This is a genomic window from Nocardia sp. NBC_01377 (assembly GCF_045040005.1).
Classification (GTDB): domain Bacteria; phylum Actinomycetota; class Actinomycetes; order Mycobacteriales; family Mycobacteriaceae; genus Nocardia; species Nocardia noduli.
In genome coordinates this window covers 8,681,620-8,693,260 of sequence record NZ_CP109566.1, presented here as the reverse complement: position 1 = coordinate 8,693,260, position 11,641 = coordinate 8,681,620, and the positions used below count along the sequence as shown (strand labels likewise).

At 67.8% G+C, this 11,641-nt stretch carries 15 protein-coding genes and 1 pseudogene; 7 read left to right on the top strand and 9 right to left on the bottom strand.

Annotation, left to right across the window (positions count from 1 at the left end):
* Positions 1-43: 43 nt before the first annotated feature.
* Entirely contained in the window at positions 44-175 is a 132-nt protein-coding gene (locus OG225_RS39675; RefSeq protein ID WP_405179737.1) for a hypothetical protein, read from the bottom strand.
* On the opposite strand from OG225_RS39675, the gene OG225_RS39670 reads away from it, so the two are divergent.
* On the top strand, positions 164-718 hold the full coding sequence (locus OG225_RS39670) for an oxygenase MpaB family protein (protein ID WP_405179736.1): 555 nt from the start codon (positions 164-166) through the stop codon (positions 716-718). The genes OG225_RS39675 and OG225_RS39670 overlap by 12 nt on opposite strands.
* Before the next feature lie 78 nt (positions 719-796).
* On the opposite strand, the gene OG225_RS39665 is transcribed toward OG225_RS39670, so the two are convergent.
* Positions 797-1,093 (bottom strand): DUF3017 domain-containing protein, encoded by a 297-nt coding sequence (locus tag OG225_RS39665; RefSeq protein ID WP_405183512.1) that lies wholly within the window; start codon positions 1,091-1,093, stop codon positions 797-799.
* Between the two features lie 306 nt (positions 1,094-1,399).
* Between OG225_RS39665 and OG225_RS39660 the strand changes: the two genes are divergently transcribed.
* Positions 1,400-1,957, top strand: a complete 558-nt coding sequence (locus OG225_RS39660) for a hypothetical protein (protein ID WP_405179735.1) — start codon at positions 1,400-1,402, stop codon at positions 1,955-1,957.
* 63 nt (positions 1,958-2,020) lie between these two features.
* On the opposite strand, the gene OG225_RS39655 is transcribed toward OG225_RS39660, so the two are convergent.
* Positions 2,021-2,659 carry a cysteine hydrolase family protein gene (locus tag OG225_RS39655; protein ID WP_405179734.1) on the bottom strand — a complete coding sequence of 213 codons (639 nt, stop codon included), beginning with the start codon at positions 2,657-2,659 and terminating at the stop codon, positions 2,021-2,023.
* Between the two features lie 333 nt (positions 2,660-2,992).
* Here OG225_RS39655 and OG225_RS39650 point away from each other — a divergent pair, with 333 nt between their 5' ends.
* Together OG225_RS39650 and OG225_RS39645 are read left to right on the top strand one after the other, a co-directional pair.
* Positions 2,993-3,292, top strand: a complete 300-nt coding sequence (locus OG225_RS39650) for a hypothetical protein (protein ID WP_405179733.1) — start codon at positions 2,993-2,995, stop codon at positions 3,290-3,292.
* Positions 3,216-3,398, top strand: a pseudogene (locus OG225_RS39645) (PIN domain-containing protein); the annotation flags it as partial. The gene OG225_RS39650 and the pseudogene OG225_RS39645, both read left to right, overlap by 77 nt.
* A gap of 71 nt (positions 3,399-3,469) precedes the next feature.
* Here OG225_RS39645 and OG225_RS39640 read toward each other — a convergent pair.
* The gene (locus OG225_RS39640; protein WP_405183526.1) at positions 3,470-3,619 is read right to left on the bottom strand and encodes a hypothetical protein; all 150 of its coding nucleotides are present in this window, start codon (positions 3,617-3,619) and stop codon (positions 3,470-3,472) included.
* Between the two features lie 74 nt (positions 3,620-3,693).
* Between OG225_RS39640 and OG225_RS39635 the strand changes: the two genes are divergently transcribed.
* The gene (locus OG225_RS39635; protein ID WP_405179732.1) at positions 3,694-4,158 is read left to right on the top strand and encodes a tRNA (cytidine(34)-2'-O)-methyltransferase; all 465 of its coding nucleotides are present in this window, start codon (positions 3,694-3,696) and stop codon (positions 4,156-4,158) included.
* Between the two features lie 9 nt (positions 4,159-4,167).
* On the opposite strand, the gene OG225_RS39630 is transcribed toward OG225_RS39635, so the two are convergent.
* The gene (locus tag OG225_RS39630) at positions 4,168-4,497 is read right to left on the bottom strand and encodes a TetR family transcriptional regulator (protein WP_405183511.1); all 330 of its coding nucleotides are present in this window, start codon (positions 4,495-4,497) and stop codon (positions 4,168-4,170) included.
* On the opposite strand from OG225_RS39630, the gene OG225_RS39625 reads away from it, so the two are divergent.
* Entirely contained in the window at positions 4,453-5,124 is a 672-nt protein-coding gene (locus OG225_RS39625; protein WP_405183525.1) for a hypothetical protein, read from the top strand. The two genes, OG225_RS39630 and OG225_RS39625, sit on opposite strands and share 45 nt — an antisense overlap.
* Positions 5,117-5,311, top strand: coding sequence for a hypothetical protein (locus OG225_RS39620; protein ID WP_405179731.1), 195 nt, complete (start codon positions 5,117-5,119; stop codon positions 5,309-5,311). Before OG225_RS39625 ends, OG225_RS39620 begins: the two co-directional genes overlap by 8 nt.
* 31 nt (positions 5,312-5,342) lie before the next feature.
* Here OG225_RS39620 and OG225_RS39615 read toward each other — a convergent pair whose 3' ends face one another.
* From OG225_RS39615 to OG225_RS39600, 4 genes are all read right to left on the bottom strand, one after another.
* Positions 5,343-5,561: a DUF167 domain-containing protein gene (locus OG225_RS39615; RefSeq protein WP_405183510.1), complete on the bottom strand. Its 219-nt coding sequence runs from the start codon at positions 5,559-5,561 to the stop codon at positions 5,343-5,345.
* A 259-nt stretch (positions 5,562-5,820) separates the two neighbouring features.
* Positions 5,821-6,990, bottom strand: coding sequence for a DUF4349 domain-containing protein (locus tag OG225_RS39610; RefSeq protein WP_405179730.1), 1,170 nt, complete (start codon positions 6,988-6,990; stop codon positions 5,821-5,823).
* Positions 6,991-7,006: 16 nt separating this feature from the next.
* Positions 7,007-7,924, bottom strand: coding sequence for a M48 family metalloprotease (locus OG225_RS39605; protein WP_405179729.1), 918 nt, complete (start codon positions 7,922-7,924; stop codon positions 7,007-7,009).
* Between the two features lie 344 nt (positions 7,925-8,268).
* Positions 8,269-11,607 (bottom strand): error-prone DNA polymerase, encoded by a 3,339-nt coding sequence (locus tag OG225_RS39600; protein ID WP_405179728.1) that lies wholly within the window; start codon positions 11,605-11,607, stop codon positions 8,269-8,271.
* Positions 11,608-11,641 lie beyond the last annotated feature (34 nt).

Below are 11,641 nucleotides of genomic sequence, written 5' to 3'. Positions count from 1 at the left end.
ATCGTGCGGTCGGTCGTCGAGGGGTGCGCTGCCGACTAGCGAACTAATCGACCGGGCCGACCAGTAATCGGACCACCGCGTCGACGAAGCCTTCTATGCGTTCTCGCGGATACTCGTCGGGATCGTTGACGGCCGCACCGCCGTCCAGGCCGCCGATCACCTGATGCGAATCCACGCCCCGATGACCGGCATCGAACCGATCAGCGGCAAGCGCTACAGCGCGAACAGCCCGGAAACCCAGCTGTGGATCCACATCACCGGCTGGCATTCGGTACTCAAGGCATACGAGGTCTTCGGCCCCGGACCTCTCACACCCGAGGAGGAGACCCGCTACTGGGCCGAACGCGCCGAAGAGGGAATTCACCACCTCCTGTGGACACCGCGGAGCAACGGTGCGGGCATGTCGTATTACGTCGGCAGCCGGTTGCTTTCGCTCGCCTCGATCGCACTGCTACCGAAATGGATGCGCACGCTCGGCCACTTCGACCGTCCCGGCATCGTCGACATCGCCGTCGCCCCACCCGCCAAATCCCTGGTGTGGGCCTTCACCCGCTTCGACAAGGCGGGCCTGCTCCGAGCTGCCCCGTTCATCGCGCCGATGGCGGGGCGGATTCTCGCCCAGCACATCGAAGGCGCGCCGCCCGCACGGTTGGAAACCACCACGCCCACTGCCGCGCGGGAGCGGTACGGGATGCACGGGGTATCGAAAGCGGTCTGAAATACGGTGCATTGCCGATCTTTTCGCGATGATCGGGCGGTCCGTACGGCTTCGGCCTGATCAATCTGGACCGATCGGTCAGCCGACACCGACCGTGCTGATGGTCGCGGCGAGCGTCACGATGGCGGAGCCGAGCAATCCGAGCGCCGCCACATCGAAGGGCCTGCTGCGCACCGCGAGCAACCCGACCTGCGCGGTCGGCAGGCACAGCCGAAACGCCGCGGCCAGCAGGGTGGCGCCGCCGAAGAACAGCGCGCCACGTCGCCAGCGATCGGAGGCGACGAAGATGACGGCGAGCAGGATGACCAGGGTCACCACCACCATCGGCAGATGGCAGCGCAGGAATTGCGCCCCCGCGCTGGGCCGCCTTCCCATGGGCGATTCGACATCGGTCACACCCCGATTCTTGCAGACCCGCGCCGGACCGGCGCCGAACCCCGGCTCGCGAACGATCCCCCGCGGACACCCGTACCGACAAGACTCACACGGTTGCGCCGACGAACCACCCGTCCGCACCTCGCGACGTGCCCTCCGTTCCGGCGCACAACCGAACCGAGCGGCCACGTATCCCCCACTCGCCCTTGACCCGCACCGTTCCTCCGTACCAGACTGGGCCCGGCATACGAGGCCCGCGGATCCGGCGGAAACCTCGTTCACCGGGGACGAAATCGGGGGAAGACCATGCGAATCAATCGTGCCGTCATGACCTTCGTGACGCTGGTGACCGCGCTCGGCGGCACCGCGAGTTGTTCCGATAACACCGTCGCCCCGCCCGCCCGGCCGACCGTCGACTCCGTCGCCTCCTCCACCGCCGTCGCACCCCCACCCCCCGACTTCGGCCCACTCGGCTACGGCAAGATCCGCCTCGGCATGAGCCTCGCCGACGCCCAGGCCACCGGCGAGATCGCGAAAGTCGAGGATATGGGCGGCGACCCGCCCGGCTGCGGCCGCTACACCGCCACCGCGGGCTGGAGCGGCTTCTACAACCAGGGCGAGATCGTCGCGATCATGCACAACAAACTGCCCGCCCACACTCCCGAGGGCATCACCGTCGGCTCCACCCTGGACGAGATCCGCGCCGCGTACCCCACCCTGAAACTCGGCCACAACTGGAGCTCCGCCGACGTCCCCGGCCAGCCCGCCCACTACGGCTTCCTCGGCATCCGCTCGGAAAGCCCACCCGGGGCGAAGGTCACCCAGATGCTGCTCTACAACGACCGCGACACCTGCCACAACTAGTCGCGCCGCCGAATCCGCGATACGACAACGCGGATACCTGTGGTTCAGCGGAGACCGAGACCGTCACTTCGCAAGAAGCGGTGTGATCGTGTCGACGTCGGTGACCATCGCGTGCCCCTGGAAGGCGAAATCGTCGTAGGCCCGCGCCATGGCCTCCTTATCCTTACCGCCGCAGGCGTCGGCGACCACGACGGGCACGAAACCCAGGTCGGTGGAATGCGTGACGGTGGGCGCGATACCGATCTCCAAGGCGACCCCGCAGATGGCGTACGTACCGATGCCGAGGTCACGCAGGGTCGCGGCCAGCGGAGTCCCCTCGAACGCCGACATCGAGGTCTTGTCGAACACGATCTCATCGGCCCGGGGCCGGAGTTCGGGAACCAGCTCGAACGGCGGGGTGTCGCGCTGCAGAATGGGCTTCACCTCGTCGACGGACTCGATCTGCTGCCAGTTCATCGCCATGCGCAGGCCGAACACCCCGGTGAGCCGAGGCGGCAGGAAGAAGTGGCGCAGGAAGATCACCGGATAACCACCGCGCCGCGCCGCCTCCACCAGCCGCACGACCCGCTCGACGATCTGCGGCCCATCGGCCAGCTGCGACAACACCCCGACCTGCATGTCGTACACGAGCACCGCCATCCGATCCGGCGCGCACACATCGGTCAGTCCTTCGGGTATATCGAGTCCGTTGCCGAACCGCATCGTCGCGCTCCTCATCGATATCGCTGTCCCCGGATGACCGCGTCCACCGCGATCGGGCTCGCCCCACTCTACGTCGAGTGATCATGTGGGACACCGCATCCCTGGCCCGCCGGTCCCTCGGCGACCGATACGCGCGCCGACCTGGGCAACCCATCGGCGTGGCCGAGGCTGATCGATCCAGTAACCGATCAGCCCCACCGGACCGCGGACTGATCGGACGCCTCGAGAAGATTTGCCGAAGTCTCGCGACGTGGGCACGTCGATGTGCAGATAGCTCAGTTCTCAGGTCAATGACTCAGGCGTCGAAAGTGGCAAGCCACTAGACTCGCAACCATGACCGCAGCGCACGACTACGAAGACCTGCATCGGTTGGTCGACCGGCTCACGCCCGACCAAGCGCGGGCGTTGCGGGCGGTCGCACTCCAACTCGTCGTCACCGAGTCCCCCGAACCGGCAACTGCGGCGGAACCGGCAGTCGAGCGGCGTCGGCATCTCTCGTTCGCGGGCGTGATGGACGCCGAACCCGACCTCGCCGCACGTTCGGAAGACCTTCTGCGTGAGGAACGTGGTAAACGGGCCGGTGATCGTCTGCGACACAGGCCCGCTAGTTGCCGTCCTCAACAACGACGCTGATCACCAACGCTGCCTTGATCTCTTGGAAACCCATCCCGGCCCCCTGCTTGTGCCGAGTCCGCTGCTCGCGGAGGTCTGCTACTTTCTGGAAACTCGCGTAGGACCGCAGGTCGAAGCCGCATTCCTGGAATCCATTGCCGCGAACGAAATCGAACTCGTGAGCTCACCCGCACTGATCTACAGCGTATGGCCGAGCTGGTACGCCGAAAGTACGCCGACTTCCCATTGGGAGCTGTCGATGCCGCCGTACTCGCGGTGGCAGAACGACTCGGTGTCGGGGAGGTCGCGATGCTTGATCTGCGGCACTTCAGCGCTGGGACCCGCCACTCGACTCCTCTTCGACTTCTGCCGAACTGACCGCCTCGCTCGCACGGGTACCCCACCTGGTTCAATAGGCGCCTGTGTTCCGACTGATGTTCCACGAGCCCGCTATTCCGGGGAATACCGGTAATGCGATTCGATTGGTGGCGGGGACCGGGTGTGAGCTGCATCTGGTCGAGCCGTTGGGGTTCGATCTGTCCGAGTCGAAGTTGCGGCGGGCGGGGTTGGATTACCACGATCTGGCGTCGGTGACGGTGCACGCGAGTCTCGACGAGGCGTGGCGGGTGTTGGCGCCGGAGCGGGTGTTCGCGTTCACGACGCAGGCGGAGACGAGGTACACCGATATCGCGTATCGGGAGGGGGATGTGCTGTTGTTCGGGACCGAACCCACCGGGTTGCCTCGGCAGGTACTGGACGATCCGCGTATCACCGAGCAGGTGCGGATTCCGATGCTGCCGGGGCGGCGGTCGATGAACCTGTCGAACGCGGCGGCGGTCGCGGTGTACGAGGCGTGGCGACAGCACGGGTTTCCCGGCGGGGTCTAGGGCGGGAATTCAGGTGAGGGACCGGCTCGCCGAGCCGAGATCTTCGAGGGCCGCGAGAACATACGGCGCGAGCGCGGCGTCGGCGTCCAGCCATTGGGCGTAGCCCCGTTTGAACGCGAGAACACCCAGTTCGCCCGCGAGGTGCGCGGTGGGGTCGGGAACTCCGCGAGCGACGAGGGCGTCGGTCATGGCTACCGCGAGCCCCACGCTCTCGGGCGCCTCGGCGATCCCCTCTGCCAGTAGTCGGCTCAGCGTCTGCCGGCCCGCCACCAGCAGATCGCGCTTGTCGGGGAAGTGCCGAAAGAACGTGCTCTTCGCGACGCCGGCGCGCTGGGCGATCTGCGCGACCGTCTCGCACTCGTCCGCTCGGAGTCGTCCGCCAAGGTCTTGGAGGCCGCGGGCGCCGAATCCGTCCTTGGCGACCTCGCCGATCTGCGCACGATCCGCACCGGCGCGGCCGAGACCGACGGCGTGATCCACCTGGCTTTCAGCAACGACTTCACATCCCTTGCCACGCTCGCGGCCGGAATCGTCGAGGAAAGCGCCGCTCTCGCGGCCATGGGCGAGGAACTCGTCGGCAGTGATCGCCCGTTGATCACGGTCTCGGGCACACCCGCCATACCCGGGCGCTGCTCGACCGAGGCCGACCCGGTGTCGACCGAGGGACCTGTCGGCGGTCGCGGTCACTCCGTCACCTCGGTCCTCGACCTCGCCTCGCGCGGTGTGCGCAGCGCGGCCATACGACTGCCGCGCACGGTGCACAACGAGGGCAAAGGCGGATTCGCCGGGATATTGACCGAGGCCGCGCGCCGCAACGGCGTGTCGGGGTTATCCGGGCGACGGCACCCAGCGCTGGCCCGCCGTGCACGCGCTCGACGCGGCCGTACTCTTCCGACTGGCTTTGGAGAAGGCTCGGGCGGGGACCTCGTGGCACGCCGTCGACGACCGAGGGGACGCCATGCGTGACATCGCCGCTGTCATCGGTCGGAGACTGGGGAGCGCCACGGAAGCCGTGCCGCAAGAGATGTTCGGACCGCTCGGCCCGATCTTCGCCGCCGACCAGCCCTCGTCCAGCGAACACACCCGGCAGACGCTCGGCTGGCAACCGAAACACCCGGACCTGCTCGAAGATCTGGAGAACATCCAGCCCTGATCGGTCGGCAACCCCGCATCATGAACTCGCTCTAACGGTCGATCTCGAAACGTTTGTGGCGGGAGGTCGCGCCCGCGGCGAGGCGGACCGCGCTCTTGGGGACGCCGTAGTGCTCGGCGAGGAGTTCGATGGCGGCCCTGTTGGCCTTGCCTTCGACGGCGGGAGCGCGGACGTAGAGCTGGAGGGTGCCGTCGTCGAGGGTTTCGACGAGTGGGCCCTTACGGCTGTTCGGTTTGATCGTCGCCTTGATCACCGTCGGCGGCACACCGGGTTTCCTTTCTCCGCAACGGTTTCGTAGCAGGTGGGTGCTGCCCGCATTCGGAAGGGCATCCACCTGCGGGGTGAGGATCGCGCGGCTCGCCGTCGCACCGGGCGTCCTCGGCGGCACCGAGTACGCCTTCGCCGCAACGATTTCCGTTGCGAGGGCGTCGCCGAATTCGGACTGGGTGCCGCCTGTACGGGCAAGGATTGTGCCGCTTGGTCTCTTGCCCGGCCGCTCCGGGTGGCCATCACTTCCGCGATGCCGGTCCTTCGGTGTCACCCTTCGCGTCCTTGGTGCTGCTCGCGTCTTCTCCGGATGCCGCTTCCGCCGAGCCGCCCTTCACGGCGTCGGCCTTCGCGGTCCCGGTCGTGGTTGCACCGGATACCGTTTCCGCCGAGCTCTCCTTCGCGGTACCGGTCTTCACGTCCGCGTCGCCGGATGCCGCTTCCACCCGACTGTCTTTCGTGACTCCCGCTTTCGCGTCCGAACTGTCCGACACGGGATCGGCGGAACCGGCGGCGCGACCACGCTCGACTCCCGCACCGGACGACACCGGACGACGGCGCACCACGCGCGCGATCCCCCACACCACCGCGCCGACGACGAGCAGGAACCCGGCCCACGGGATCGCCTTGCCGACGAAGACGACGGCGTCCTGCAACCAGTCGACCAGCGAATTCCAGCCGGAGACGATGCCGTCCGAGAAATTGCCGGGGCCGTCGTCGGTCTCGGACTTCTTCTCGGTGGCCGTGATGGCGATGGTGAGGCTGGACAGGCTGACCTGATCATCGAGGAGTTTCTTCTGCGCGGTGAGACTGTCGAGTTCGCCCTGCCTGCTCGACAGCGCGCTCTCGGCGGCGAGCAGGTCGGCGGTATTGGTCGCGCCGGCCATGAGGACGCGCAGGCGGTCGACCGAGGACTGTAGGGCTTTGATCTTGGCGTCGAGGTCCTCCCACTGCATGGTCACGTCTTCGCGATTGGTGCTGACGCGAGTGACCTTGCCGAGGCCGCCGAGTCCGTCGATGAACGCGTCGGTCTTGTCCGCGGGCACGCGGACGGTGAGCGACGCGCTGGGGTCGCCGTCCTCGGTTCCCGGCGCTTCGGTGCGGTTGTCGATCCGGCCGCCCGCGGCGCGGACCTGGTCGGCGACGGTCGCGGCGGCGGCGATCGGATCGTCCGCGGTGAGATCGACACGGCCGGTGACGACTTCCTTGCGCGCGACCGTATCGGCGGCCTGCCCCCTGCTGTCGGCGGACTCACCCGCCTGTTCGCGCAGGCCGGGCGGCGAAATGGCGGGCGCTGGCATGGATTTACCGACCGTCGGCGAGGGCGACGACGATGACATGTCGTCACTGCCGCAGGCCACGAGCAGCACCGAACCCAGGAGACCGATGCACAGCACCGCAAGCTTTCGCATGGTCGCAGGGTAACCGTTACGCGGACCGTGGCGGCGGGATAACGCAGCCCGAAGCGCCGACGCGGGTGCGGACGGCGCGCAGTCGCGTCTCGATCGGCGGATGGGAGTCGAGCATTCGGGCGAGCGGGCCGGGCTCGCGCCGCGTCGAGACCCGACGCAACCACAGATCGAGCACGGTGTGGGTCTGTTGTCCGTAGCCGAGGTCGACGGCGACGGCGTCGGCCCTGATCTCCGACCATCGCCGCTGCGCCTGTTTCGCGAACGGTTCCGCGAGCAGCGCCGCCGCCGCGATCACCGCGGTCGGGATTCCGAATATCGTCGCCGCCCCGAGGACGGCCGCGACGAATACCAGCACTCTGGTCGGGGTCAGTACGGCGAAACAGATGACGTCCATGGCTTTTCGCACACCGAACAGCCGCAGCAACGCGACGAATCCGACGATATGCGCGGCCTGGGCGACGAATACCGCGAACAGCCAGGTGATCTTGCGGTATCCGGTCCTGATGAGCGCGACCGGAAGTCCGTACCAGTAGGCGAGCATGTGGGCGCGCTGGCCGCCGCCGAGATGGTGGCCGAGTTCGTGGGCGAGGACGGCTTCCAATTCACGCGGTCCGAGCGCGGCGATCGCCCATCCGGTGACCGCGACGATGTGCCCCGGCGCGGCGAGCGCGTTGACGTCGCGGGTGTCCTGGACCCACAGCGAATAATCGTCGGCGGACACTCGCGCGAGCTGAGCGACATTGTGCCAGGCCGGAATCAACACCGCCTGTTCCTCCGGACGCGGTCGGCGCACCCGGAAGATCAGTGGCGCCATATCCGGGGTCGGCGGTGGGATGAGCGGGCCGACGAGCAGCCAGGTGAGCGTCAGTCCGAGCGCGGTCGACGGTCCGCCGAGTGTGCCCGCGCCGTAGACGAGCAGGCCGCTGATCACCATCGACGGCAGTGAAACCGCAAGGGTGACAAGCGCGGTCGCGCCTCGGTCCCGGCACGATACCGGGAGGCGGTGATCCGGTGGGTCTGCGGGCATGGTCATCCGTCGAGTCGGCGGCGTCGTAGTGGGGACAATAGTGTGTCGGCCGTTCGGGTGGTCATCGATGCGCCCACCGCGGCGGCGCGGCGGTCGGCTCACCGACTCGATCATGCTCGGGCTCGCAGTGGCAGTGGCAGTGAGGTGCAGATTCCCCGTATCAAGAAGCGTGGGAGGGCATCGCAGCACCGTTTGCGATGTTTGGCGCCGCGCCGCGGAACTCGCCCCGCACCGGAGACCGGCCCGCGCGTTCAGCGGAAGTCGCGCGAGGTGGAATCGACGCGGAGATCCATGCGCTGCAGGTGTTCGGCGACCACGCTGACCGCCCCTTCCGCGTTCTGCACCCGCCCACGGACGAGCAGCGCGGCGGCGCCCTGGGCCAGTCGCCGATAGCGCGTCCACAGGCCGACCGAGCAGACGATATTCACCATGCCGGTCTCGTCTTCCAGATTCAGGAAGGTGACGCCCGCGGCGGTGGCGGGCCGCTGACGATGGGTGACCGCGCCGCCGACGAGCACCTTCGAACCGTCGGGCACGGCGAGCAGGCCGGAGGCCGAGATGACGCCGAGCGCGTCCAGGCGCGCGCGCAGGAATTCCGTCGGATAGCTGCCGGGGGAAACTCCGGTCGCCCACACGTCGGCGGCGGCCAGTTCGAGAGCGCTCATACCGGGCAGCGCGGGCGCGGCGGTGGCCGCGCCGGTGCCGGGCAGGCGGTCGGGTCGTTCACCGGCGGCGGCGCCCGCCGCCCACAGCGCCTCGCGCCTGGTGCTGCCGATACTGCCGAGAGCGCCCGCGGTGGCGAGCGCTTCGGCCTGCGGGACGGTCAGTTCCACGCGCCCGGTCAGATCGAGGAAGGAGGTGTAGGGCCCGGCGGCTCGCGCCGCGACGATCTTCTCGGCCAGTTCCTCACCGATATGGCGCACCGACGACAGTCCGAGCCTGATATTCGTGCCCCGATCCTCCAGCGTCGCCTCGGCACGGCTCACGTTGATATCGGGACCGCGCACCGTGACGTCGTGTCGCCGCGCGTCGGCGACCAACGATTGGGGAGAGTAGAAACCCATCGGCTGCGCGCGCAGCAGACCGGCGCAGAACGCGGCCGGATGGTGCAGTTTGAACCAGGCCGAATAGAAGACCAGTGCGGCGAAACTCTGTGAATGACTTTCCGGGAAGCCGAAATTCGCGAAGGCGTAGAGCTTCTCGTAGATGCGGTCGGCCACGTCGCCGGTGATGCCGTGTACTTCGCGCATACCGCGATAGAAACGTTCGCGTAGTCGCTCCATCTTCTCCGGTGAGCGTTTGGAGCCCATGGCACGGCGTAGTTGATCGGCCTCGGCGGCGGTGAATCCGGCGACGTCGACGGCCATCTGCATGAGTTGTTCCTGGAACAGCGGAACCCCGAGGGTGCGTTGCAGGGATTTCTCCAGCGCCGGATGGTCGAAGCGGATCTCCTCCTGCTCGTTGCGGCGGCGGATATAGGGGTGCACCGAGCCGCCCTGGATCGGTCCGGGCCGGATCAGCGCGACCTCGACCACCAGGTCGTAGAAATTCCGGGGTTTCAGGCGGGGCAGCGTGGCCATCTGGGCGCGTGATTCCACCTGGAAGACACCGACCGAATCGGCGCGCGAGAGCATTTCGTACACCCCGGCCTCCGTCAGGTCCAGCCGGTGCAGTTCGACCGTCTCACCTTTGTGTTCGCGTACCAGGTCGATCATGTAGTGCAGCGCGGAGAGCATGCCGAGTCCGAGCAGATCGAATTTCACCAGACCCACGGCGGCGCAATCGTCCTTGTCCCATTGCAGAACACTGCGGCCGGGCATACGCGCCCATTCCACCGGGCAGACATCGGCGATCGGACGGTCGCAGATCACCATGCCGCCCGAATGGATGCCGAGATGTCGCGGCAGGCCCTCGATATCGGCGGCGAGTTCGAGTACCGGCGGCGGAATATCGGTTCCGGTCTCTGCCTGAACACCGGACCAGCGACTCACCTGTTTGCTCCAGGCGTCCTGCTGACCCGGCGAGAACCCCAGTGCGCGTGCGGCATCGCGGACGGCGGATTTGCCGCGATAGGTGATCACATTCGCCACCTGGGCCGCGTATTCGCGACCGTATTTCGCGTAGACGTGCTGGATCGCCTCCTCCCGGCGATCGGATTCGATATCTATGTCGATATCGGGCGGACCGTCGCGCTCGGGCGAGAGGAATCGTTCGAAGAGCAGTTCGTTGGCGACCGGATCGACATTGGTGATGCCGATGGCGTAGCAGACCGCGGAATTGGCCGCCGAACCCCGACCCTGGCACAGGATGTCGTTGGTCCGGCAGAAGTCGACGATATCGTGCACCACCAGGAAATAGCCGGGAAAGTCGAGTCCGGTGATGATCGCGAGTTCGTGTTCGAGTTGCCGGTAGGCCCCGGGATTGTCGTCGGGTGTGCCGTAGCGTTCCCGCGCGCCCCGCATGGTGAGCGCGCGCAGCCAGGAATTCTCGTCGTGGCCGTCGGGTGTGTCGAACGGCGGTAGCCGAGGTGCGATCAACCGCAGGTCGAAGGCGCATTCGCGAGCCAGTTCGGCGGCGTTGGACACCGCGCGCAGACCCGCGCGCCCGGCTCCCGCGCCGAGCAGCCGGGCCATCTCCGCGCCGGAGCGCAGGTGCGCGCCGCCCGCGGGAGCGAGCCAGCCCGCGATGTCGTCGAGGCTCTGTCTGGCCCGGATCGCGGCCAGCGCCATGGCCCGGCGACGCTGTCCCGGTCCGGCGAAATGCGCGCCGGTGGTCGCCACCACGGGTAGTCCGACCCGGTCGGCCAGGGCGATCAGGTGGGCGTTGCGTTCGTCGTCCTCGGGGACGCCGTGGTGGGTGAGTTCCACGCCGACCCGGTCGCCGCCGAACCGATCGATCAGTTCGCGCAGCGCCGCCTCCGCCCGCACCAGGCCGGTGCCCCCGGCCAGCAGATCCTGTTCGACGGCCTGCCTGAGATGGCCTTTGCGGCAGCCGGTCAGGATATGCCAGTGCCCGTCCGCCGCCGCGGTGAGCGCGTCGAGGTCGTAGCGCAGGATGCCCTTCTCCCCCGCGGCCATGTGCGCGGTCGAGATCTCCCGTGCGAGTCGCCGGTACCCCTCCTGACCTCGGGCGAGTACCAGCAGATGTGGGCCCGCCGGGTCGGGCGATCCGGTGCGTGGCGCGGAATCGGGCGCGACACCCGCGCCGAGCGACAGTTCCGAGCCGAAGACGGTCGGCATACCCCATTCCGCGGCCGCCTCGGCGAAGCGCACCGTCCCGTAGAAACCGTCGTGATCGGTGAGCGCGATCGCCTCCAGTCCGAGCCGTACGGCCTCCTCCACCAGTTCTTCCGGCTGGCTCGCACCGTCGAGGAAGCTGTAGGCCGAGTGGGCGTGCAGTTCGGCGTAGGGCACCGAGGGGCCACCGACCCGCTCGACCGGCTCGGCCAGGTATTCGCCGCGTTTACGCGACCAGGCCGGGCTGTCACCGCCGTCACCGGGGTACATCGCCTCCGGATTCGTCCGACCGGGTCGGCCGGACAGCACCCGTTCCATCTCCGCCCACGTGGGCGGCCCGTTACCCCACCCCACCAGCGCATCACCTCCTTTCTATCGAACATACATT

What these genes read in the sequence shown, in the direction of transcription:
- OG225_RS39665 (WP_405183512.1), bottom strand. Translation starts at nt 1,093, where the DNA reads ATGGGAAGGCGGCCCAGCGCGGGGGCGCAATTCCTGCGCTGCCATCTG.
- OG225_RS39660 (WP_405179735.1), top strand. Translation starts at nt 1,400, where the DNA reads ATGCGAATCAATCGTGCCGTCATGACCTTCGTGACGCTGGTGACCGCG.
- OG225_RS39605 (WP_405179729.1), bottom strand. Translation starts at nt 7,924, where the DNA reads ATGGTGATCAGCGGCCTGCTCGTCTACGGCGCGGGCACACTCGGCGGA.
- OG225_RS39655 (WP_405179734.1), bottom strand. Translation starts at nt 2,659, where the DNA reads ATGCGGTTCGGCAACGGACTCGATATACCCGAAGGACTGACCGATGTG.
- OG225_RS39650 (WP_405179733.1), top strand. Translation starts at nt 2,993, where the DNA reads ATGACCGCAGCGCACGACTACGAAGACCTGCATCGGTTGGTCGACCGG.
- OG225_RS39670 (WP_405179736.1), top strand. Translation starts at nt 164, where the DNA reads ATGCGAATCCACGCCCCGATGACCGGCATCGAACCGATCAGCGGCAAG.
- OG225_RS39610 (WP_405179730.1), bottom strand. Translation starts at nt 6,990, where the DNA reads ATGCGAAAGCTTGCGGTGCTGTGCATCGGTCTCCTGGGTTCGGTGCTG.
- OG225_RS39620 (WP_405179731.1), top strand. Translation starts at nt 5,117, where the DNA reads ATGCGTGACATCGCCGCTGTCATCGGTCGGAGACTGGGGAGCGCCACG.